Source organism: Mycobacterium sp. IDUB_39, assembly GCF_055419205.1.
Map to the genome: position 1 here is coordinate 695,302 of NZ_JBVAXF010000002.1, position 21,134 is coordinate 716,435.

21 protein-coding genes are annotated in these 21,134 nt (G+C 65.6%); 11 read left to right on the top strand and 10 right to left on the bottom strand.

What is annotated here, in order from left to right; translation table 11 throughout:
- Positions 1–110: 110 nt before the first annotated feature.
- Together ACZY0X_RS09630 and ACZY0X_RS09635 are read right to left on the bottom strand one after the other, a co-directional pair.
- Positions 111–590, bottom strand: coding sequence for a hypothetical protein (locus ACZY0X_RS09630; RefSeq protein ID WP_463769760.1), 480 nt, complete (start codon positions 588–590; stop codon positions 111–113).
- Complete coding sequence (locus tag ACZY0X_RS09635; RefSeq protein WP_463769762.1) at positions 587–1,147, bottom strand: hypothetical protein; 561 nt, start codon at positions 1,145–1,147, stop codon at positions 587–589. Before ACZY0X_RS09635 ends, ACZY0X_RS09630 begins: the two co-directional genes overlap by 4 nt.
- Positions 1,148–1,387: 240 nt before the next feature.
- Here ACZY0X_RS09635 and ACZY0X_RS09640 point away from each other — a divergent pair, with 240 nt between their 5' ends.
- Positions 1,388–2,080: a cutinase family protein gene (locus ACZY0X_RS09640; protein ID WP_463769764.1), complete on the top strand. Its 693-nt coding sequence runs from the start codon at positions 1,388–1,390 to the stop codon at positions 2,078–2,080.
- Between the two features lie 13 nt (positions 2,081–2,093).
- On the opposite strand, the gene ACZY0X_RS09645 is transcribed toward ACZY0X_RS09640, so the two are convergent.
- From ACZY0X_RS09645 to ACZY0X_RS09655, 3 genes are all read right to left on the bottom strand, one after another.
- Entirely contained in the window at positions 2,094–3,305 is a 1,212-nt protein-coding gene (locus ACZY0X_RS09645; RefSeq protein WP_463769766.1) for a DUF1501 domain-containing protein, read from the bottom strand.
- Positions 3,306–3,317: 12 nt separating this feature from the next.
- Positions 3,318–4,634 carry a DUF1800 domain-containing protein gene (locus ACZY0X_RS09650; RefSeq protein WP_463769768.1) on the bottom strand — a complete coding sequence of 439 codons (1,317 nt, stop codon included), beginning with the start codon at positions 4,632–4,634 and terminating at the stop codon, positions 3,318–3,320.
- A gap of 190 nt (positions 4,635–4,824) precedes the next feature.
- Complete coding sequence (locus tag ACZY0X_RS09655; RefSeq protein ID WP_463769770.1) at positions 4,825–5,232, bottom strand: hypothetical protein; 408 nt, start codon at positions 5,230–5,232, stop codon at positions 4,825–4,827.
- A gap of 637 nt (positions 5,233–5,869) precedes the next feature.
- Between ACZY0X_RS09655 and ACZY0X_RS09660 the strand changes: the two genes are divergently transcribed.
- On the top strand, positions 5,870–6,334 hold the full coding sequence (locus ACZY0X_RS09660) for a cupin domain-containing protein (RefSeq protein WP_463769772.1): 465 nt from the start codon (positions 5,870–5,872) through the stop codon (positions 6,332–6,334).
- A gap of 29 nt (positions 6,335–6,363) precedes the next feature.
- On the opposite strand, the gene ACZY0X_RS09665 is transcribed toward ACZY0X_RS09660, so the two are convergent.
- Both ACZY0X_RS09665 and ACZY0X_RS09670 read right to left on the bottom strand, forming a co-directional pair.
- Positions 6,364–7,134, bottom strand: a complete 771-nt coding sequence (locus ACZY0X_RS09665; RefSeq protein WP_463769774.1) for a DUF427 domain-containing protein — start codon at positions 7,132–7,134, stop codon at positions 6,364–6,366.
- Between the two features lie 22 nt (positions 7,135–7,156).
- A complete protein-coding gene (locus ACZY0X_RS09670; RefSeq protein WP_463769776.1) occupies positions 7,157–8,023 on the bottom strand; it encodes an LLM class F420-dependent oxidoreductase in 867 nt (288 codons plus the stop codon).
- A 138-nt stretch (positions 8,024–8,161) separates the two neighbouring features.
- Between ACZY0X_RS09670 and ACZY0X_RS09675 the strand changes: the two genes are divergently transcribed.
- The 8 genes from ACZY0X_RS09675 (at position 8,162) to ACZY0X_RS09710 (ending at position 16,164) form a co-directional block, all read left to right on the top strand.
- Positions 8,162–9,025, top strand: a complete 864-nt coding sequence (locus ACZY0X_RS09675; RefSeq protein ID WP_463769778.1) for an SDR family NAD(P)-dependent oxidoreductase — start codon at positions 8,162–8,164, stop codon at positions 9,023–9,025.
- Positions 9,026–9,036: 11 nt separating this feature from the next.
- Positions 9,037–10,110, top strand: a complete 1,074-nt coding sequence (locus tag ACZY0X_RS09680) for an NAD(P)H-dependent amine dehydrogenase family protein (protein WP_463769780.1) — start codon at positions 9,037–9,039, stop codon at positions 10,108–10,110.
- Between the two features lie 10 nt (positions 10,111–10,120).
- The gene (locus ACZY0X_RS09685) at positions 10,121–10,744 is read left to right on the top strand and encodes a TetR/AcrR family transcriptional regulator (protein WP_463769782.1); all 624 of its coding nucleotides are present in this window, start codon (positions 10,121–10,123) and stop codon (positions 10,742–10,744) included.
- A 193-nt stretch (positions 10,745–10,937) separates the two neighbouring features.
- Positions 10,938–12,335, top strand: a complete 1,398-nt coding sequence (locus tag ACZY0X_RS09690) for an amino acid ABC transporter substrate-binding protein/permease (RefSeq protein WP_463770594.1) — start codon at positions 10,938–10,940, stop codon at positions 12,333–12,335.
- Positions 12,332–13,105, top strand: a complete 774-nt coding sequence (locus ACZY0X_RS09695) for an amino acid ABC transporter ATP-binding protein (RefSeq protein ID WP_354523346.1) — start codon at positions 12,332–12,334, stop codon at positions 13,103–13,105. The genes ACZY0X_RS09690 and ACZY0X_RS09695 overlap by 4 nt, the downstream gene beginning before the upstream one ends.
- A 28-nt stretch (positions 13,106–13,133) precedes the next feature.
- Entirely contained in the window at positions 13,134–13,835 is a 702-nt protein-coding gene (locus ACZY0X_RS09700; protein ID WP_463769785.1) for a DUF3060 domain-containing protein, read from the top strand.
- A gap of 452 nt (positions 13,836–14,287) precedes the next feature.
- The gene (locus ACZY0X_RS09705) at positions 14,288–15,316 is read left to right on the top strand and encodes a YncE family protein (protein WP_241403576.1); all 1,029 of its coding nucleotides are present in this window, start codon (positions 14,288–14,290) and stop codon (positions 15,314–15,316) included.
- A gap of 428 nt (positions 15,317–15,744) precedes the next feature.
- Positions 15,745–16,164 carry a hypothetical protein gene (locus ACZY0X_RS09710; protein ID WP_463769787.1) on the top strand — a complete coding sequence of 140 codons (420 nt, stop codon included), beginning with the start codon at positions 15,745–15,747 and terminating at the stop codon, positions 16,162–16,164.
- A gap of 82 nt (positions 16,165–16,246) precedes the next feature.
- Here ACZY0X_RS09710 and ACZY0X_RS09715 read toward each other — a convergent pair whose 3' ends face one another.
- The 3 genes from ACZY0X_RS09715 to ACZY0X_RS09725 form a co-directional block, all read right to left on the bottom strand.
- The gene (locus tag ACZY0X_RS09715; RefSeq protein WP_463770596.1) at positions 16,247–16,936 is read right to left on the bottom strand and encodes a response regulator; all 690 of its coding nucleotides are present in this window, start codon (positions 16,934–16,936) and stop codon (positions 16,247–16,249) included.
- Positions 16,937–16,947: 11 nt separating this feature from the next.
- Positions 16,948–18,516 (bottom strand): sensor histidine kinase, encoded by a 1,569-nt coding sequence (locus ACZY0X_RS09720; protein WP_463769790.1) that lies wholly within the window; start codon positions 18,514–18,516, stop codon positions 16,948–16,950.
- Positions 18,517–18,589: 73 nt separating this feature from the next.
- Positions 18,590–19,591, bottom strand: coding sequence for a GGDEF domain-containing protein (locus ACZY0X_RS09725; RefSeq protein ID WP_463769792.1), 1,002 nt, complete (start codon positions 19,589–19,591; stop codon positions 18,590–18,592).
- 127 nt (positions 19,592–19,718) lie between these two features.
- On the opposite strand from ACZY0X_RS09725, the gene ACZY0X_RS09730 reads away from it, so the two are divergent.
- Positions 19,719–21,104 (top strand): cation:dicarboxylate symporter family transporter, encoded by a 1,386-nt coding sequence (locus ACZY0X_RS09730; RefSeq protein ID WP_463769794.1) that lies wholly within the window; start codon positions 19,719–19,721, stop codon positions 21,102–21,104.
- Positions 21,105–21,134: the final 30 nt, after the last annotated feature.

Consider the following 21,134-nt stretch of genomic DNA (forward strand, 5'->3'; position numbering starts at 1 on the left):
CGTCGTGTAAACCAACCAGCGTCGAGTACCCGCATGTGACCCAAGTCACTCATCGGCGGCGGGACCTACTCCACGGCGCTGCCGGGCGCAGTCATCGAGACGCCGTCATCTCACACCGCGAGCAACCGCTCGAAGAACTCGCGGTAGCGCTTGAGCGCGATGCGCAGGTCCTCAGTCGAGGCCTCCTCGCCGCGAGCCCACTGCTCTTCGAGTCGCGAGCGCGCGTGCGAGAAGCCCGCAGTGAGCTGTTCGACAAGGTCAGAGACCAGGCCGTCGGCCTTCTGGACGCACTCCTTCGGATCATCGACGAAGCCTGCCTGGACGTTGTCCCAGCGGGCACGGAGACCCGCCAGCTCGTCATTGGCGAAGAGATCCTGATCGGTCGATGCCGTGGACGTCTGACCGGCGCCGTTCGCGGGCACGGGTGTCGATTCATCCTGCACGGTGGTCGGTTCCGCCGACGTGGTCGACGGTTGGGCGACGCGTTCCGACGATGGTTCGACGCGTTCGGTCTCCTGGTCACGGCGCTCAGTGGGCCGGCCGCTGTCTTCGGCCGGGGTGCGATCGGTGTCCTGATCGTGGGTGGTCATGCGCTTGCCTCCTGTGACTTGTCCTGCTTTGTTTCGAGCAACTTCGTGAACAGTGCGCGGTAGTGGACGAACGCCTGGCGCTGTTGCTCGGTACCGACATCGCCCCTCTGCTGGGCTAGTTGGATGTCGTGTGCGGCGCGGTAGTTCTCGACGATCGTCGGATGATCCACCGAGATATCGGCTGCCTGGCGGTCGAAGTCGTCGACCGGATAGCCGCGCTCGCGCATGACCTCGGTGACCAGCAGGTCGGCCTCTGCGACCGCCTCCGATGGATGATCGACGAACGCGGTCTGAACCGCCCGCCAGCGGATGACATAGCCGTCCAAGGCGGCGGGGGTCAGGGGGTGAATGTCGAGCTTGTCGCGTTTCCGCTCGCGAGAGACGAGTTCCTTCTCGGCCGCCTTCTCGTCGCCAGTCTCGGACACGGTTCGGTCGTACTCGGGACCGAACCGCTCCTTGAGCCGGTCGGTGTTGCGGCGACTTCTGCTGGCGATGACCATCGCGCCGACGAAGATCACGACGGCTGCCGCGACCACAATCCAAATCCAAACAGGCATTTCGTTCTACCTCCTATTGGTTAGTCCGCGGCATACCCGCCCGCCGTCTACGGAAACGTCAATTCTTCTGGATTGAATCCAGACAATGAATTGATCCCGTTCGCAACAACTTTCGGGTCCAATGCCGACCGCGCCGCGGCGATTGCGATGGGTGCAGATTTCACGGGGACGTGGCCCCGCTGCATTCCGACGGGCTCAGGGGGGCTGCGCCTCTGTCCGCCGCTGTGACACCATGGACGAATGATTCGCCGTTCTAAGCATCGTGGGATCTTCGGGCTTCTCGCTGCAGCCGTCGTCGGCGCGGGCGCCACCGTTCTACTGCCGTGGGGACAGCCGATCGCGTCGGCGGTCGCGTGTCCCGACATCGAGGTGGTCTTCGCGCGCGGCACCACCGAACCCGCGGGCCCGGGGTTTGTCGGGCAGGACTTCACCGACTTGTTGCGGGCCCAGGTGGGGAATCGATCGGTCGAACTCTATCCGGTCAACTACCCGGCGATAGACAACTGGCCCACTGGTCTCATCGGGGTCAACGATGCCGGCGCACGCATCCGCCAGACCGCTGCGGACTGCCCGAAGACCAAGGTCGTGCTCGGCGGGTTCTCCCAGGGGGCCGCGGTGGCGCAGATCGTGACCGCCGACGCCGATGGGGTGCCACCGAATTCGTATGCCTTCGGACAGACGACGCCCCTTGCTCCCGACGTCGCCGACCGCGTCGCCGCGGTTGCGTTGTTCGGCAAGCCGAACGCGCGCTTCCTCGGCTTCATCGGTCAGCCGAACATCCCGGTGGGCGACGCCTTCACATCGAAGACGATCAGCATGTGCGCGGCCAACGATCCGATCTGTTCGGACGGGCTGGACTTCGCGGCTCACAACTCCTACCCGGCCAACGGAATGGTCCAGCAGGCGGTGGAGTTCGTGACCAGCCGCGTCTGAGAGGTGTTGTAGATCAGAGGAATCCGAGATCGCGGCGTCCCGTGCCGATAGATGGGGTCGGGTCCGCGTGCAAGGTCTTGCTCAACAGTTCGTGGTAGACGTCGCGAAAGTCGGTCGTGGACTTGAGGTCGCCGTCATCGAGTTCGGTCAGGCTGGGTTCGTCGCCGTAGAACCCGCCCTTGACCGGTGCCCCCATGAGGAACACCGGACCGGCCGCGCCGTGGTCCGTCCCCTGTGAGGCGTTGGCCGCGACGCGACGGCCGAACTCCGAATAGGCCATCACGACGAGGTTGCGTCCATACGTGTTGTTGCGCATCTGCTGCAGGAACGGCGTGACGGCCTCGTCGAGAGTCCGCAGCAGATTCTCCTGAGTGCCTCGTTCGTCGGCGTGGGTGTCGAACCCCAACAGCGACACCATGTACACCCGGGTCGGTACGGCCGCCTTCACGCATCGTGCGACCACGTCCAGCTGCGCCGACAGGGAGTCGACGTCGGCGTTCCTGCCCGCCGCCGTCGGGTCGACTCCCTTGATGACCCTGCCGAATTCGGGCTCGGTGACCGCGGTCGCACGGTAGCTGTTCCGCACCGCCCGCATCGCCGGAGTGTCGCGTGGATCATCAGCGCCCAGCGCGGTGAGCGTATCGGTGATTCCCGTGGGGATCCGGGGGATGGTCTCCGATAACGCCGAGGCCACCTGTTTCTCGCCGATCGCCATGAGTGGCAGAACGGCGCCAATGTTCAAGGCCCGCAGCGGATCATCACCGGTGGTGTCAAGCCATCGGCCGATCCACCCGGTGGGCACCGGGTCCCTCGGTGAGGCAGTCTGCCAGATGTCCATCGACCGGAAGTGGCTGCGGTCGGGCTTCGGATAGCCGACACCCCGAATGATGGCCAGATGATCGTGCTGCCACATACCGAACATCCCCTTCAGCGCGGGGTTGAGGCCGAGCTGGCCATCGAGCGGCAGGACCTCCTCGGGTGCGTAGGCAAGGTCGGGTCGCGCGTCGTGATAGGCGTTGTCGGCGTAAGGGATAACGGTGTTGATCCCGTCATTGCCGCCGTACAGCGAGACGATCACCAGGATGCCGCTCTTGGGCGGCAAAGGCCGCTGCCGACCCGCGTCGAGGAGGTCGGGAAGCGTGATGGCAGCGACACCCGACAGCAGGCCTGCGGCACCGACGCCGGCGCCGGCGATGAGGAACTTGCGTCGGTTCCAGTCAGTCATTGTCGAGATCCACTATGCAGTCAGGTATTCGGGAGTGTTGACGGCGGCGGCGATCAGTCGACGAGGGTCGTCGGCAACGTCCTTGAGCGCAGCGGCGGTGCTGTCGGTCCACGCGCCCACGCCGATCAGATACCCGGCCGCGTCGAGCCGATCGGTGCCGGCTGCCTCGTCGACGATCGACAGGTCACCCAGCCCGGAGAACTTCTCGGCCGCCCACACCCGTGCCGCTGTGCTGATGGTCGACAGCCATGCGTGGCCGTATGGCCACCCGTTGACGTCGGGGGGATAGAAGGGGCGCTGGCGCATCACCGTCAGTGCCACCAGCGTCGCGTCCATCAGCTGGGTGTCGTTCAGCGGTACCTTCAGCGACCTCATCACCCCCACCATCCACTCGACGGGGGTGGATACGACGGTGCCGGAGGATGCGGCGAACTCGGGGTCCAACAGGATTGCCTTCGTCAACGCCTTGAGGTCGCGGCGCGGACCGTATGCGGCGACGAGCCGATTCAGCACCGCCGGCGCGGGTGGGTTGTCAGACGCCAGTTGTCGCCACAGGCGGCTAGCAACGAAGGTGGCCGACTGCGGTTGGTCCAGCACGACGTCGCAGAACTCGTCGTGACTGAAGTTGCCGGTGCGGCCCAGCACGGTCTTGACGGTCGAGTCGTGCTGATCCCAGGCCAGCGTGGCGCGGCCGCCGTGCCCGATGTACCAACCGGTGAGCGTGCGTGCACCCTCTCGCACGTCGGCCTCGGTGTAGCCGTTGGCGTGTCCGAGCGTGAACAGCTCCATGAACTCGCGCGACAGGTTCTCGTTGGGTTTTGCCGCGCTGTTCCCGACGCCGTCGAGCCAGTACAGCATCGCCGCGTCGCTGAGCATCGCCACCGCCAGCGTGCGGAAGTCGCCGAGCTTGAGTGTGCGCAACGTCTGATTCTGTGCGCCCATCCACTCGGCCACGGGCACCTTCTGCGCTGATGTGGCGAAGTGGTTGTGCCACAACAGGGTCAACTTCTCGTGGATGGGCTCTTGGACGCTGACCATTCGGCGCACCCACCACACGGTGAGGTCGTGCATCTGATCGGCCAGCGTGCCAGTGAAGGCGTCGAGCGCAGTCGCGCTCACGCCATCGCCAGGAGCGGAGGGCGTCACCGCTATGGGGCGTGGGGTTGCCAGCGCACCGGGGTCGCGGTCGGGGTCCAGGGCAAGGATCGTGTCCAGGTGAGCCGAGAGGTCCTGATTCTCGAGGGCGTCGATCTGGGTTCCCGTTGCGCCGAATCCTGCGCGACGCAGGAGGCGGGCGGTGGCCTGCCACCGTGCCGATTGTCCAGTCACGGGGCGCCGACCCACTCTCTTCCTGCCGAGGCGCACTTGCTGAGCGCGCCGATTCGGCCTCATCCTAAGCCCCGCACCGTCGGGCCTGCAGCAAACTCGCCAACGAGCCGACCTATGCCATGGCGGTACTGAGCGTGCGCAAAGGCGGCTGCGCCCCTAGGTGCACAGCCGCCTCTGTCGGGCCGAAGAGCTACCCCCTGTTGAACAGGCCGCCGATGCCCTTGAGCAGTCCGTTTCCTGCCTTGCCCACCTGCGAGATCGCGTTGTTGCCTGCGGTGCCCACCTGTGAGATCGCGTTGTTGCCTGCGGTACCCAGCTGAACCTGGCCGTTCTGGATTGCCGTGCCGGTCTGCGAGATCGCATTGGTGCCCGCGGTACCCAACTGAATCTGAGCATTGGAGATGACAGTGCCGACACGGGTGAAGATGTTGTCGCTGGAACTGTTCGCCGCCGAGGCCGTCGCGCTCTTCGGGGCGACCTTGTTGCCGGTGTTCGTGACGACGTTGTGTTGGTTGTCTGCAGCGGCGGTACCCGCACCGGCGAGCGTCATACCGGCCGCGACGGCAACCGCACCTCCTGCAACCGCTACGCCCGTCACGAACCTACGTCCGACCGAATTGTGATGATGTGCCATGACCCGTTCCCCTTGATAGCAACTATCTGATTGGATGCTAAAAAGTTACCACTGATCCTCATGCGGATCACTAATCGCGGAAACATTCCTTTGGTCTCATTGATCCGTTGGTATTGAGAAGTATTTGCGAATGGCTATGCCGCACCGACATTGATCTTGAATGACGGGCTCGATCGACCGTCGGCGCCGTAGTGACCCATTGGGCACGTGGTCGAGGCACGCAAGGGTCCGGGGCGTCAGTGGTCACATTATTGCTGCTTAGTGGCGCGTCAGGGCTGGTGAGACGGCTGGCCCGTGGCTGGAGGAATCCGCCGGACAGTCGGCCTGGATCGAATCGACGGAATCAAGGGTGTCGAGCACACGATGGATTGATGATTTGCTGACGGTTACCGTGAACCAAGACGTCAATGGCGGAACCGCCGAATAGTTTTGACGAGCTAGTTAAATTGCTGATGATCAATTACAGCAAACTCGATGTGAATATTGAGCGGACTTTGGGGAGGCTTTTGGGGCGCTGTCTCGCGTCGTCGTGCGTGGATTTCGCCGACGAGTCGCGCGCCGTTGAGCGACGCTTGGCCTGAGAACTAGCGAAGGGAGCCACATGCTGACTCGAGGACGTCGAGGGCTCTGCCTTGTCGCGGCCGTGGGCGCGACGATCCTGAGCGTCGGTACCGGGCCCGCCATGGCGACCCCGGGCGAAGGGGACGTCGCGCGCACCGATCTGGCCCAGGGGGAGACCGCCGCGCCGATCTCGATCGTCACCGAGGGTGGCGAGCCGACGACCGTTCTGGTGCAGTCCCTGGTGCTCGCTCCAGGCGCCCACAGTGGCTGGCACACCCATCCGGGGCCGGAGTACTCGGTGATCACCGGTGGTGCCGTCGCGCTGGAGTCCGCGCCGCAGTGCGCCGTCACCCATTACGGGCAGGGGCAGGTGGTGTTCATTCCGGCCGGCGTTGCGCATCGTGTCGCCAACGACGGCGCGGTCGACGCCAGTGTGGTGGTCAACTACACGTTGCCGGCGAACGCGCCCGTTCGGGCCGACTCGCCGGACGTCTGTCCGGCGTAGCGCGCACAGGGCCTGCTCGCGCGAAGGGCTCAGCTGAAGTGCGTCTGAGGGCGCGCCAGCGGCACGCCGTCGACCGTGATGTCCACCTTCTCGTTGTAGAACGCCACCAGGCCGGTGATCCGCGCGACGGCGGGCAGTGGGTAGTGGTAGGTCCACGCGAGGTCGGGGTATGTCGTCTCGCCGATGCGCACCGACCAGTAGCCCGACGTCACGCCCTTGTACGGGCACAGCGTCTGGGTGTCCGACGGGACCAGATGCTCGAAGGAGACATCCGACCGATCGATGTAATACCTTGTCGGCAAACCAGTTTCGAAGAGCAGTACCGGGCTGCTGGTGTTGGCGAGCCGCACGCCGTCGAGTTCGATCCGGATGTGGCGGTGCGAGCGCAGCGCGTCGACACGGGAATAGGGATTGCGCGGGTGCCCGTAGATCGGCTCGTCCTCCTCGAACCACGTGAGGTGGTCCCACTCGAATCGCACCAGGCCGGCGACGGGGCCGTCACCGTCGTCGAACACGCGGACGGCGGACTCGTGCGCGCGGTCGGATCCGACCAACGAGAAGAGGTGCGACGCACCGAATTGCACCTTCTGCGGATGGTTCTCATCGCGCAGGAACTCCGGGTGGACGTCGGAGCGCGGGATGTAGTACTGCGGGTAGTACGGCACCTCCCACACGTACCGCGCCGCGGTCGTGTCGAACACCAAATCGTTGTCGAGGAAGCCGCGAACCCGTCGAGGTGCGGGCTCGACGCGACCTCTGGCCGCCGCCATCGGCGGGTAGTCCGGCTGCGGGGTGGTCATATCGTCCAATCCTGCCGAAGCGCTAGACGTTGGGGAGGGCTTCGGCCACTCTCGCCAGCACGGCGAGGTGGTCGTCCACGGTCGTGAGGCCGGCGCCCATGGTGTTGATCGACAGGTGCGTCGCGCCGGCGTCGGCCCAGGCCGTCACCTCACTGATCGCGGCGTCGTCGTCCCCGCTCCAGGACGCTCGGCCCTCCATGCCGATCGCGGCGGGATCGCGGCCCGCCGCCACGGCGGCCTTCTCGACGATGCCGCGGGCGTAGTCGAGGCCGGAACCCGGCCCCATCATCGGGAACCAGCCGTCGGCCAGCCGCCCGATGCGTCGGTAGCCGGCCTCTGACGCGGCCCCGATCCACACGGGGATCGGCCGCTGGACGGGCAGTGGCGCCAGGCCGGCGCCGGTCACCTTGTGGAAGCTGCCGTCGAAGGTGACGGTCTGGTCGGACCACAGCAGGCGCAGCAGCTCGATCTGCTCGGCCGACCGCTTGCCGCGGTTGGAGAAGTCCTCGCCCAGCGCCTCGTATTCCACGGCGTTCCAACCTATTCCGACGCCAAGCCGAAGTCGCCCACCGCTGAGCAGGTCGACCTCGGCGGCCTGCTTGGCGACCAGCGCAGTCTGGCGCTGCGGCAGGATGATCACCCCGGTGACCAGTTCCACCGTTGTGGTGATCGCCGCGAGATAGCCGAACATCACCAGCGGCTCGTGGAACGTGGTGTGCACGTCGTACGGCCCGTTCCAGCCCTCGTGAACGGTCGGATCGGCGCCGACGACGTGGTCGTAGGCCAGCACGTGGGTGTACCCGAGTTCCTCGACTCGCTGCGCGTAGGCGCGGACGGCACCGGCGTCACCGCCGAGCTCGGTCTGAGGAAACACCACTCCAACGCGCATGTGCTGTCCTTCGGGTCGAGGCGATGGTGCCTGTCAGGAGTTACGACGCCAGCATGCTCCGCCTGATTCCCTTGCCCAAAATGATTACACGTGTAATTCTTTGCGTCATCGGTCCGAACGACGCAAGGGAGCGCGGGCATGGGCACACTCGACGGCAAGATCGCGATCGTCACCGGGACCAGCAGGGGCGTCGGCGTCGGCATCGCCCACGAACTGCTGCGGGCGGGCGCGACGGTTGTCGGTTGCTCGCGTTCCCCGTTGGACGGCCTGCCCGGCGCCGACGACGAGCCGGGGTGGTCGGACCGATCTCTCCAGTTGGTCTGCGACCAGGCCGATCACCTGGCAATCGACGCCCTGGTGACTCAGGTCGTGGACCGGTTCGGGCGCGTCGACATCCTGGTGAACAACGCCGGAGGCACCGTCCCCGCCCCGCAGGTCGAGGACGTCCCGGCCCTGGTGTCGCGCATCCAGGGTGCGCCCCGCTCCGAGGACGACTATGAGCGCACCGTGCTGTTTCACGCGTTCGCCATCCAGATGAATCTGATCAGCCCGCTGTGGTTCGCCATCCGCGCCCAACGTCAGATGAAGACGCAGGACGGCACCGGATGCATCATCAACATCTCCAGCGGAGCGGGCCATCCGGCCGGGTCGCCGACCCTGGTCTCCTACGGCGCGGCGAAGTCCGGGCTCAACCACATGACCCGCTCGCTGGCACAGGAGTGGGGACCGCGGGTGCGGGTCAACTGCGTGGCATTGGGACCGACGATCACCGACAACTTCCGCTCGTTCGTGCTGCCCAAGGACGATCCGACCGGTGCGCAGTACTTCGACCCCATCCCGCTCAAGCGCGGTGGCGAACCGGCCGAGGTCGGTCGGACGTGTGTCTTCCTCGCCTCCGGCGCAGCCGATTACATCAACGGCACCACGATCGAGATGGACGGCGGGATGCTGCCCGGCGTGCTCTACGACGCCGGCCTGAAGACCATCACAGATCTGCTCTGAGGGAGCCCGCCATGTCACGTCGCGTCATCCAGTTCTCCACCGGCAACGTCGGCAGGCACGCCCTGCGCAGCATCATCGAACGGCCCGACCTCGAACTCGTCGGCGTCCACGCCGCCGGACCCGACAAGCTCGGGCGTGACGCCGCAGACCTCTGCGGCCTGTACACGCCGACGGGCATCACGGCGACCGACGATCTCGACGCGCTGGTGGCACTCGGCGCGGACTGCGTCGTCTACACCTCACAGGCCGAGACCCGGCCCCACGAGGCGCTCGACCAGATCACCAGATTCCTTCGCGCGGGGACCAACGTCGTCGGCACGTCGTTCGTCTGGCTCGTCGCGCCCGATCACGCCGACCAGTGGCTGCGCGAACCGTTGGCGAAGGCGTGCGCAGACGGCGATGCGACCCTGTACGTCAACGGAATCGATCCCGGCTTCTCCGGCGACACCCTGGTCCACACGGCGCTGAGTCTGGCAGCCAGGGCCACGTCGATAACCGTCCAGGAGATCTGCGATTACGGCAGCTACGACGACGCCGAATTCACCGGTGTGAGTTTCGGTTTCGGCACCACACCTGATCACACCCCAATCTTGTTCGCGCCCGGCGTGCTGAACTCGATGTGGGGTGCGCAGGTACGCAACCTGGCTGACGACCTCGGCATCGAACTGGACGAGGTTCGCGAGCGGCACGACAAGTGGGTCACCCCCGAGCCGATCGACTGCACCATGATGCGCGTCGAGCCCGGCCGGGTCGCGGCGGTGCGATTCGCCGTCGAGGGTGTGCGTGACGGTGACGTGGTGATCACCATGGAGCACGTCAACCGGCTCACCGCGGCCGCCGCGCCGGACTGGGCCTATCCGCCCGACGGGCGTTCGGGCGTGCACCGAGTCGTGATCGGCGGCAGCCCGGGCATTGAGATCAACGCACACGTCGGGACATCGGGTATCGACCACAACGACGGCGGCGTCATCGCCACGGCTGCCCGCGCAGTCAACGTCATCGAGGCGGCCTGCCGCGCCCCAAGCGGCATCCTGGCCGCCCGTGACCTACGGCCAACGGATCACACCCGCGGGGTGCTGTGGTGAGACCGACCCGATGACCGCGCCACGTCGACCATCCACCGGACGCCAGGAGCGCGCCGAACGCACCCGGGACACCGTCATCGACGAGACCGTCCAGTGCATCCTGGAGGAGGGCTTCGCGCCACCCAGCGTCAGGCACATCACCGGCCGCGCCGGTGTCACCTGGGGCGTGGTCCAGTACCACTTCGGCGACCTGGATGGCCTACTGATGGCCGTGGTGGACAAGGGTTTCGGTGAACTGGCCGATGCGCTGGCCGAGCTGCCCGAACTGGATCCGCTGTGGACCGTCGGTCAACGCACCGCGACGGTCGTCGACGCGGTGTGGGAGGCGTTCTCCAGCCCGGTGTCGATGGCCGCACTGGAGATCCTGATCGCCACCCGCGGCATGCGCGACACGGTCGCCAACACCCACCTCGCCAACCTGATGGACCGGCTCACCACACTCGGTCGTCACCTCGGTGAGGGCCTCTCGGCCCCGAACGCCGCGCAGATCGGCAATCTGATCTGGGCGACGTTGCGCGGACTGGTCGTTGCACAGATGGTGTGGCCCACGCCCGTGGACACCGCGCGGGACCGTCAGGCGCTGGTCGACGTCATCACGGCCTACATCGTCGCGGGCGGATCCGACGGCCTCTGATTCCGCGGCGCGCTTCCGGGCCGTCCACCGAATCGGCCGCCACAGCATCGCCGTCCCGCTAGCGTGAGACTTCCCGCACCAACGTCACGATGGGAGCGCACGCATGCGAACCGGTCGGTCACTGCTAGTCAACGGTCGACGGGTGAGGTGGCGCATGCCGTCGCTGCGCCCGCTCGCACTCCTTCTCGCCGCCATGCTTGTCGCTGGGCTGGGCACCGCGATGTTCACCTCACCGCAGGCGAGCGCGCAGGGGGAGACCTACGTCATCGCCACCGACACGACCTTCGCGCCGTTCGAATTCCAGGACAAGCAGGGCAAATTCGTCGGTATTGACATGGACCTCATCAGGGCCATCGCCAAGGATCAGGGCTTCGAGGTTGACATCAAGCCGCTCGGCTTCGACGCCGCGCTGCAGGCCGTACAGGCCAATCAGGTCGACGGTGTCATCGCGGGCATGTCGATAACCGACGAACGGCAGAAGGTCTTCGACTTCTCCGAACCGTACTTCGAGTCCGGCGTCCAGATGGCGGTGCTGAAGTCCAACGACGAAATCAAGTCCTACGCGGACCTGAAGGGCAAGCGGGTCGCCGTCAAGAACGGCACCCAGGGCTCCGATTTCGCCAATTCGATCAAGGACGAGTACGGCTTCGACGTCGTCTCCTTCGCCGACTCGTCGACAATGTTCGACGAAGTGAAGACGGGCAACTCGCAGGCGGTCTTCGAGGACTACCCGGTGCTGCTCTACGGCATCGCACAAGGCAACGGGTTCAAGACCGTGACACCCAAGGAGGACCCGACTGGATACGGGTTCGCCGTCAACAAGGGGCGAAACGCCGAGCTGCTGCAGAAGTTCAACACCGGGCTGAACAACCTCAAGGCGTCCGGCGAGTACGACAAGATCGTCAGCACGTACCTCGGCGAGGCCGCGACCACCGACGACAACTCGTACCTCGGACTCATCGAGAGCACCTACCGACTGTTGTTGGAAGGCCTCAAGATGACCGTCATCCTGACGGTCGTCTCGATCTTCTTCGCGCTGATACTCGGCGTCATCTTCGGACTGTTCCGGGTGTCCCGATCGATCTGGCTGCGGGCCATCGGCACCACGTTCGTCGACATCTTCCGCGGCACGCCACTTCTGGTGCAGGCCTTCTTCATCTACTTCGGCATCCCGTCGGCGCTCGGGTTCCAGATGTCGGCGCTGATGGCGGGCATCATCACCCTGTCGCTCAACGCCGGCGCCTACATGACCGAAATCGTCCGCGGCGGAATCCAATCGGTGGACAAGGGGCAGATGGAGGCGTCACGCAGCCTCGGCATCGGCTACCTGCCGACCATGCGGAGGGTGATCCTGCCGCAGGCGATCCGCACGATGGTCCCCTCCTACATCAACCAGTTCGTCATCACACTCAAGGACACGTCGATCCTGTCGGTGATCGGCATCGCCGAACTGACGCAGACCGGCCGGATCATCATCGCCGGCAACTACCAGTCGTTCAAGATGTGGCTCATCATCGGCATCATCTACTTCGTCGTCATCATGACGCTGACGAAACTGTCCGACCGGCTCGAAAGGAGGATGGTGAAATGAGCAAGCTCATCCCCGAAGCCGCGGCTGCCGAACCCGCGGGCACCGTCAAGATCCGGATCGAGGGTCTGAAGAAGTCCTTCGGCGACCTGGTGGTGCTCGACGGCATCGACACGACGGTCAGCCACGGCGAGGTCGTGTGCGTCATCGGGCCATCGGGCTCCGGGAAGTCGACGTTCCTACGCTGCCTCAACAAGCTCGAGGACATCACCGGCGGCAAGGTCGTCGTCGACGACTACGACCTCACCGACCCGAAGGTGGACCTCGACCAGGTGCGCCAGCACATCGGCATGGTGTTCCAGCACTTCAACCTGTTCCCGCACATGACGGTGATCGAGAATGTCACGCTGGCACCGCTGTTGACCAAGAAGATGAACAAGGCCGCCGCGGAGAAGAAGGCACTCGAACTACTCGGACAGGTAGGACTTGCCGAGAAGGCTCACGTCAAGCCCGCCACGCTCTCGGGCGGTCAGAAGCAACGTGTCGCCATTGCCCGCTCGTTGGCGATGAATCCGTCGATCATGCTGTTCGACGAGGCGACCAGTGCACTGGACCCCGAGATGGTCGGTGACGTACTCCAGGTGCTGCGTGACCTCGCCGAGGGCGGGATGACGATGGTGGTGGTCACCCACGAGATGGGCTTCGCGCGCGAGGTGGCGTCGCGAGTTCTTTTCATGGCCGACGGTCACATCGTCGAGGACGACACCCCCGCAGAGGTATTCGACAACCCGAAACATCCACGGCTGCAGGAGTTCCTGTCCAAGGTGCTCTAGCGCTCAGCGGCTGTGGCACGATCTGCCCATGGAACCTGAGGGCGACCCTGAGGCGCGTATCCGGGATCTGGAGCGGCAGTTGGGCGATGCCGCGGAGAAATCCGAACTCGGTGTAGGCGCACACGGCAGCACCTATGGCTACGTGCCGCCACCCTCGGGGTCGTATGCGCCGCCCCCGCCGACGACACCGTGGGAGGCGCCGCCTCCGCCGCTTTCGCCGATGTCGAGCACGGGGCACTCGCGGACTTACGTGGTCCCCGTGGTGATTGCGGTGCTGGCCTTCGTCATCGCCGGTGGGGTGTCGTTGTATCTGTTCACCATGGGTGCGTCGAATCCCGGCAACGGCACCCAGATCGCCGGTGGCGGGACCGACCTGTCGGATTCGCCGTCCGAGGGGCCGTCGACACGTGGCGGCAAGACTCAGGTGCCGAGCAGGGAGGCGACGGTGCCCGACTTGCCGGCGCCCGGGAGCCATCTCACCGTCGCAGGCGTCGGTCAGAACAAGTCGATCGCGTGCAACGAAACGACTCTCAGCATCAGCGGTATGGAGAACACTGTGACGGTCACCGGTCACTGCATCAGCGTGTCGGTGTCGGGTATGGACAACGCGGTCGCCGTCGACTCCGCGGAGAGCATCGTCGTCTCGGGTTTCGACAACCGGATCGTGTTCCACACGGGTGAGCCGAAGACGTCGAGTTCCGGCAGCGGCAACACGATTGACCGGGGCTGATTGAGGCCGATCGGCGACCTGGCGCCACCGTTCGGTAGCCTCGTGCAACGTCAGCCTCTTCGGCACCGCGCGTCACTTGCGCCAGTCCTTGCGCATTTAGACCGTGAGTTTGCTGTCGTGTCGCCTTGTGATCTAGACCTCATTTTCGAATACAAGACTAAGAGTCTTGGCGCGGAGTGGCGTTCGACACCCTCCCAATCGTGATTGCCACACCGCGAAAGGTGCTGTTACAGATCGGAAACCTGATTGCCAGCAGAAGGTAACGAGTCCATAACGAAGAGTTTCCTAAGCGGGTACTGAGAGGTTAACGGGCAGTGTGCGATAACCCTCGTCTCGGGGCCTTGGAACGTCGGATTCCGTCGCTACACTCGACAAAGACCGCGCCTGGTACGGGCGCAGACCATTTCAAATCTAGGCCGGTGCACTGCATGCCGGCGGAGGTGCCAAGACACATGGCTAGTGGCTACATGCGCGCGCACGGTGTGACCGTCGACAACGCGGCTGCGGCTCTGCAGGGCGCCGTCACCATCGGACACGGCCCCATTGCGGACATCGCAGTGGACGGCGACACCCTGGTGGTGTCGAACTACGCCGACCACTCGATGGCAGTGCTGAACGCTGAAACCCTTGCCGTCAACGGGGGAGTGGCCGCCCGCGAGGCATTCGCGCTCGCCGTGGCCGGTGACAGTGCCTATGTCGGTGTGGCGTCGGTCAGCTACGACGCCATCGCGGTGATTGACACCCGCACGGGCAACGTCACCGCCTCCTACCCGCTGTCCTTCAGCGTGACGGCGATGACCACCAGCCGCGACGGCAAGCGGATCTACGCCGGCCGCGCCGCCGATGGCGGCGTCGACGTCGCCATCATCGACGTGATCACGCAGCGCGTCTCCACGATCTACCTGGCCAAGGGCGACGACGTGGTGATCGACGCCATGCGCGTTGACTCCTCGGACCGCCGGTTGTACGTCGCCACGTCGGACTCTCGCGGCAGCCGCCTCATCGTCGTCGATCTCGAGAGCGGCGTCGTTCGGCGCACGCTCGAGGTCGGAGCATCGATCCGCGGCCTCGAGATCGGCCTGGACAGCACCGCCTACGTGCTGACCTCTGACCTTCAGGACCGTGGTGTCCTGCATGTGGTCGACTTGGTCGCCGGCCGCATCATGGCCAGCGTCGAGGTCGCCACGGCGCCGACGCAGCTGGCCCTGTCTGCCGACGCCACCCGGGCCTACGTGGTCGACTACAACGAGGTCGTGGTGCTCGACACCGAGAAGCTCGACACCGTCGGCACCATCTCGGTGGGTGCCCGCCCGTCGTGCGTGGCGCTCGGGGTCGACCGTCTCTACGTGGCCGACTATGCCGGTGGCGTCACGGCTTTCGCCGTCGCCGCGCCTGCGCCGATGCTCTACGCCCCACTGATGGCAGCCAACTCGGCCGCCGCGGTGCCCACCTTCCGCGAACTCGAGCCCGCGGGCGTCTAGCCCCTCTGTATGTTCCGCCGCCTCTGGGCGGTGGCAGAACGCGCGACCATCCGTGGTCGCGCGTTCGTGCGTTCGGGGCGTTCTACGTCGGCAGGCAGGGGAACTGGCTAACGAGCTACCGGCCGCGGTATCGGTGCCGATGGGAGGTTCCTGGCGGCTCGGCGGATGCCAGCAAATTAGAGCGCGGGCCACGCATCGGCCCCTGGCTGATTTGCTGCCAGTTTGCCTCAGCAACCTTCGAGTGGCGATCCTTCACCGCTCTGACATGCCGAGTCGGTACCTCCACGTCATCTCGTCAACGTAAATCGCGAGTCCAGCGGCGTGGCGTCGCGAGTTCGGGAAACTTCTTTGGTTTGTGAGTTTGATCATGCGTTTATGGTGGTAACCACCTGTCAGTCGCGAAATTCGTTGCTGAAGGGAGACAGCTCATGGTCACGCAGAACAACTCAGTCGTACGTCGTCTCGCCACAACGGTGAGCGTCGCGGGTGGTGCCGCAGCTATCGCCGCCGGGATGGCGCTCGCGGGCGCTGGAACAGCCGCCGCTGACAACCAGCAGAACGTCACGCGGGATGGCAACAAGTTCAGCCCCGGCGACAGGGTGTCGTCGCAGTCGGCGTCCTCGGTGGGCGACGCCGGCACGAACCTGCTCACCCAGGTCGGCACCGCGATCCAGAACGGCCAGATCCAGGTGGGTACCGCGGGCACCAACGCCATCTCGCAGACCGGCACCGCCGTTCAGAACGCTCAGACTCAGGTCGGTACGGCCGGCACGAACGCGCTGACGCAGGTGGGTCAGGCCGGCAACGGACTGCTCAACGGCATCGGCAACCTGTTCAACAGGGGCTAGGCACGGCACCCCAGTGTGATTTCGGCGCGCAAACCGTCGCTCAGCGAGCGAAAGCGCGCCGAAATCGCATGTGGGGCCGACGTCACCGCCACTGGTAGCGGGTCTTCGGTCGGCCGGCCTTCCCGTAATCGGTGTTCCTGCTGACGGTTCCGTCATCGGCGAGCCGTTCCAGGTACCGCCACGCGGTGACGCGCGAAACCCCCACTCGTTTGGCCACCTCGTCAGCGGTCAGCCCGTCGGCGTGGTCGCGCACCGCCCTCGCGATGTCGTCATTGGTCTGGGGCGCCGCACCCTTGGGCGCAACCGACTTGTCCGTCGCGACACGCAATTCGGCGAGCGCGCGGTCCACCTCGGATTGGCTGGCGGCGTCCACCCCGGCGGGTAATGCCATGCGGTAGCGCCGGTAACGCTCGAGCCTGTCGCGGAACGCGGCGAACGTGAACGGTTTCAACAGGTATGCCAGGGCACCGTGGGCCACCGCCGCGCGCACCATCTCCAGATCGCGCTCGGAGGTGATCGCGATGATGTCGGGCGCCGGACGCAACCCGGCCAGTGCCGAGGCGAGGCTGATCCCACTCGCGTCAGGCAGGCCGAGGTCGAGGAGCACCAGATCGACGGGCACCTCACCGGCGGAGGCCTGCGTCGCCGCCTGCATCGCCGCCCGCGCGGTGTGCACCACCGCGACGGTCGAAAACCCCTCCAGCCGTTCAAGATACGTGCGATGCGCCTCGGCGATCAGTAGGTCGTCCTCGACGATCAGCACGTTGATCATTCTGGCGGGCGTCATCGATCACCGCCGGGCACCGTCACGGTCACCACGGAGCCATACGTGACATCGGCTGTGAGGGTACCCGCGTGGCGATTGACCACCTGCGCGACCAGTGCCAGGCCCAAGCCGTGCTGTCCGGCCCCGTTGTCCGACTTGGTCGAGTACCCCCGCTGCATCGACCGCGCGAAGGTCTCGGCATTCATACCGGCCCCGCTGTCGGCGACCCGGATCAGCAGTTCGTCGTCGCCCTGGCTGATCGTGACCTCCACCCACGGATTGTCCCGGTCGCAGGCGTCCATCGCGTTGTCGACGAGATTGCCCAACACCGTGACCATCTCCTGCGGGGACAGCGGGATGTGGTCGGTGTTCGACGGCAGATGGGTCTCCTCGGTGACCGTCAACTCGATGCCGCGTTCATCAGCTTGGGCCGTCTTGCCCAGCAGCAGTGCCACCAACGCGGGTTCGCCGACATCATCGGAGAGTCGGTCCACCAGATGCTGGGACAGGGCGAGTTCCTCGGTCGCGAACCTGACGGCATCGTCGGGTCGGCCCATCTCGACCATGGTGATGACGGTGTGCAGCTTGTTGGCAGACTCGTGAGCCTGCGCCCGTAGCGACTCGGTCAGAACCTGCAGCACGCTGAGTTCGCCTAGTGCGCCCTGCAATTCGGTGCGATCCCGGATGGTGACGACCTCCGCGCCTGGCGAGTCGGCAACCTGCGACCGGTTGACGACGAGCACGCGGTCCTCGGTGACGTGCACCTCGTCGCGCACGCCGGGGTCGTGGGTCCGCAGGAACGGCGGCAGATCGGAGGTGGTCACCTGCCCCGGCGGTAACCCGAGCAGTCGGCGGGCCTCGTCGTTGACCAGTACCACCTCGCCGCGGTCGAGCACGACCAATCCCTCCGACACCGAGTGCAGGATCGCGTCGTGGTGCTCGTACATCACCCGCAGCTCGTCGGGCCGCAGGCCGTGCGTCTGACGCAGTAGTCGGCGACGTATGGCCCACACCCCGACCAGGGACAGTGCCAGCGCACCGAGGCCGACCACGGCGATCGTCGGCCACTGTCCGCGCCAACGTTGTGCCAGCGTCTGCTGTGTGATGCCGGCCGAAACTAGCCCCACCACACGCCCGGAGGCGTCGTGTACGGGCGCGATGGCGCGCACCGACGGGCCCAGGGTGCCGGTGTAGACCTCGGTGAACGTCTCGCCGCGCAGTGCCGGTTCGATGGTGCCGAGATACTTGCCGCCGATCTGATCGGGATCGGTGTGGGTGAAACGGGTGCCGTCCGCCGACATGATCGTGATGAACGCGATGTCGGTGTTGGCGCGCACGGCTTCCGTCATCGGTTGCAGAACCTCTGTGGCCCTTCCGGTTTCGATTGCAGAGGCGGTCGACGGTGCGTCGGCGAGCGCTGTGGCGATGCCGATCACCTGCTGGCGGGCGGCTTCGTCGCCGTCGCGGCGGGCGTCGAGCAGCGCCAGCGCACTGCCCACCAGCACCACCACGGCGATCACCGCGATCTGAAGGGCAATGGCCTGGCCCGCGAGGGAGCGTGGCCACGGAATCGGCCGTCTGTGCATCGCACCTCCGCTGGCGTCGCCACCTGGACGAATGAACTCTGTACTCAAATTGGAGGGTACGGGGCGCAACGGCCTAGTTCGATTGCGTGTTCGCGGCGCTACCTGAGTCATCACGCAGCGGCCGTCCCCGGCTCTGGTATAGCTCGGCATCGGCTTGTGCGTACAAGTCCGCGATGCTGGCATTGAGCGAACTCTGCGTGGCCGTCCCGACGCTAACCCCGGGCGTGTTCAGCCGGATGCTGCCCAGGAACTCCTCGACGATCTCGGGGCTTTCACCGGCAATGAAGGCGGCGAACTCGTCGCCGCCCAATCGGGCCAGAACAGCGTGTCGAGGCGCGACCTGTCGCCAGTGGTGCGCGTAGTCCGTGATGCGCCGGTCCCCGGCTTGATGTCCGTATGTGTCGTTGAGGCTCTTGAGGCCGTCGATATCGAGGGCGACGACCGTGACCGACACCGGGGCCGCACGAAAACGTGTCATCAGATCGGTCGTTCCGATCTCCCAACCCGCGCGATTGAGGAGCCCGGTCAGGGGGTCCGTACACGCGGCGTTGAACATTGCGCGCATCAGCAGACCGAAGGACTCGGCGGCTCCGATGATTGCGACCGCGAAGATGAGAAACGTGATGACGCCTACGTGCGGTGCGGGGGCGACCGCGACGGCGATCACACAGGCAGCGGTGAGCGAGACGATCAACAACCACGCGGAGCGGGGCGGGTGGAACGCCCGCAGGTACATCGCCAGGAACATCGGCCCGATCAGGCAGACATACTCGGCGGCCATCGAGACGTGGAACGCCATCACGATTGGCGTGGCCGCCATCGCAGCCAGAGTCGCCGGCATGAGGCGATTCGGCTTTAGGGCCAAGGACACCAGCGCTGCCGCGCCGAGCGCGATGGCGACGATTCCCCCGACCGGGTTGCCGTAAGCCAGGTCGGTGCGCACGGGGAACAGCGTGAAGACGACCCCATAGGTGAACAGAAACGTCGTCGCACCCAGATAGATTCGCAACACTCGCACTCGCTGCTTGCCGAACACAAGGCTATCCGCGCCGGCAAGCGAGCTGAGGCGATACATGACGCTAACCCTCCCGGTGCACACCATCTGTGAACGAAATGAACTAAAGCGTGACCTGGCTCACTTCTGGGAACACCATCCTTGCAGACCACATCGAACCGATGCGTTGCGAGCAGGAGGAACTCCCATGGCCAATCCGGACACGTCCGCACCCCCGGACAACGAGAAGTCGGAGAAGCGGGACCGCACACACTGGCTCTACATCGCCGTGATCGTCGCGGTCGTCGCCGGTGTCGCCGTCGGTCTGCTTGCCCCGGAGGTCGGCAAGAGCGTCGGCGTGCTCGGCACCATGTTCGTCAATCTGATCAAGATGATGATCGCGCCCGTCATCTTCTGCACCATCGTCTTGGGCATCGGATCGGTGCGCAAGGCCGCCACCGTCGGCAAGGTCGGCGGGCTGGCATTCGTCTACTTCCTGGGGATGTCGACGTTCGCCCTCGCGATCGGTCTGGTGGTCGGCAATCTCCTGCATCCGGGCACCGGCATGCATCTCACCGAATCCGCGTCGGGCAAGGGCGCCGAACTCGCCGAGACGGCCCATGAGGCCGGCGGTTTGGTGGACTTCGTCCAGGGCATCATCCCGGACACGCTGTTCTCGGCGCTGACTGGCGGCAGCGTGCTTCAGGCACTGTTCATCGCCCTGCTGGTCGGGTTCGCGCTGCAGGGTATGGGCACCGCCGGTGAGCCGGCGCTGCGGGCGATCGCATCGCTGCAGAAGCTGGTGTTCAAGGTCCTGGTGATGATCCTGTGGCTGGCGCCGATCGGCGCGTTCGGTGCGATCGCCAACGTTGTCGGCCAGACCGGCTGGACCGCCGTCACTCAGCTGCTCGGACTCATGCTGGCCTTCTACATCACCTGCGTGGTGTTCGTGTTCGGTGTGCTGGGAACGATCCTGCGGTTGGTCGCGGGCGTGTCGATCTTCAAGCTCGTGCGCTACCTCGCCCGCGAGTATCTGCTGATCGTGTCGACATCGTCCTCGGAGTCCGCGCTGCCGCGTCTTATCGCCAAAATGGAGCATCTCGGCGTCGAGCGCACGACGGTCGGCGTGGTGGTCCCCACCGGTTACTCGTTCAACCTCGACGGCACCGCGATCTACCTGACCATGGCGTCGCTGTTCATCGCCGGTGCCCTTGGCGATCCGCTGTCACTGGGCGAGCAGATCGGTCTGCTGGTGTTCATGATCGTCGCCTCCAAGGGCGCGGCCGGGGTCACCGGTGCGGGTCTGGCCACGTTGGCCGGTGGGCTGCAAGCCCATCGCCCCGATCTGCTCGACGGTGTCGGCCTGATCGTCGGCATCGACCGGTTCATGTCCGAGGCTCGCGCCCTGACCAACTTCTCGGGTAACGCGGTGGCCACGATCCTGGTCGGGTCGTGGACGCACACCATCGACAAGGACCGCGTCGATGTGGTGCTGCGCGGCGACGATCCATTCAACGAGTTGACGATGGTCGATTCCGAGCACGACTCGCGCGCCGAAGAGCCAAGGCAGGAGCGAGTCCCGGCCTCGGTGTAGGGCGCGTCACGACGGACCCGGTCAGGTCAG

Bases quoted from the DNA above. Each gene is read 5' to 3' on its own strand.
- ACZY0X_RS09630 (WP_463769760.1), bottom strand. From the start codon at position 590: ATGACCACCCACGATCAGGACACCGATCGCACCCCGGCCGAAGACAGC.
- ACZY0X_RS09710 (WP_463769787.1), top strand. From the start codon at position 15,745: ATGGTCACGCAGAACAACTCAGTCGTACGTCGTCTCGCCACAACGGTG.
- ACZY0X_RS09715 (WP_463770596.1), bottom strand. From the start codon at position 16,936: ATGATCAACGTGCTGATCGTCGAGGACGACCTACTGATCGCCGAGGCG.
- ACZY0X_RS09635 (WP_463769762.1), bottom strand. From the start codon at position 1,147: ATGCCTGTTTGGATTTGGATTGTGGTCGCGGCAGCCGTCGTGATCTTC.
- ACZY0X_RS09705 (WP_241403576.1), top strand. From the start codon at position 14,288: ATGGCTAGTGGCTACATGCGCGCGCACGGTGTGACCGTCGACAACGCG.
- ACZY0X_RS09640 (WP_463769764.1), top strand. From the start codon at position 1,388: ATGATTCGCCGTTCTAAGCATCGTGGGATCTTCGGGCTTCTCGCTGCA.
- ACZY0X_RS09725 (WP_463769792.1), bottom strand. From the start codon at position 19,591: ATGTATCGCCTCAGCTCGCTTGCCGGCGCGGATAGCCTTGTGTTCGGC.
- ACZY0X_RS09665 (WP_463769774.1), bottom strand. From the start codon at position 7,134: ATGACCACCCCGCAGCCGGACTACCCGCCGATGGCGGCGGCCAGAGGT.
- ACZY0X_RS09660 (WP_463769772.1), top strand. From the start codon at position 5,870: ATGCTGACTCGAGGACGTCGAGGGCTCTGCCTTGTCGCGGCCGTGGGC.
- ACZY0X_RS09670 (WP_463769776.1), bottom strand. From the start codon at position 8,023: ATGCGCGTTGGAGTGGTGTTTCCTCAGACCGAGCTCGGCGGTGACGCC.
- ACZY0X_RS09680 (WP_463769780.1), top strand. From the start codon at position 9,037: ATGTCACGTCGCGTCATCCAGTTCTCCACCGGCAACGTCGGCAGGCAC.
- ACZY0X_RS09695 (WP_354523346.1), top strand. From the start codon at position 12,332: ATGAGCAAGCTCATCCCCGAAGCCGCGGCTGCCGAACCCGCGGGCACC.
- ACZY0X_RS09690 (WP_463770594.1), top strand. From the start codon at position 10,938: ATGCTTGTCGCTGGGCTGGGCACCGCGATGTTCACCTCACCGCAGGCG.
- ACZY0X_RS09645 (WP_463769766.1), bottom strand. From the start codon at position 3,305: ATGACTGACTGGAACCGACGCAAGTTCCTCATCGCCGGCGCCGGCGTC.
- ACZY0X_RS09700 (WP_463769785.1), top strand. From the start codon at position 13,134: ATGGAACCTGAGGGCGACCCTGAGGCGCGTATCCGGGATCTGGAGCGG.
- ACZY0X_RS09685 (WP_463769782.1), top strand. From the start codon at position 10,121: ATGACCGCGCCACGTCGACCATCCACCGGACGCCAGGAGCGCGCCGAA.
- ACZY0X_RS09720 (WP_463769790.1), bottom strand. From the start codon at position 18,516: ATGCACAGACGGCCGATTCCGTGGCCACGCTCCCTCGCGGGCCAGGCC.
- ACZY0X_RS09675 (WP_463769778.1), top strand. From the start codon at position 8,162: ATGGGCACACTCGACGGCAAGATCGCGATCGTCACCGGGACCAGCAGG.
- ACZY0X_RS09730 (WP_463769794.1), top strand. From the start codon at position 19,719: ATGGCCAATCCGGACACGTCCGCACCCCCGGACAACGAGAAGTCGGAG.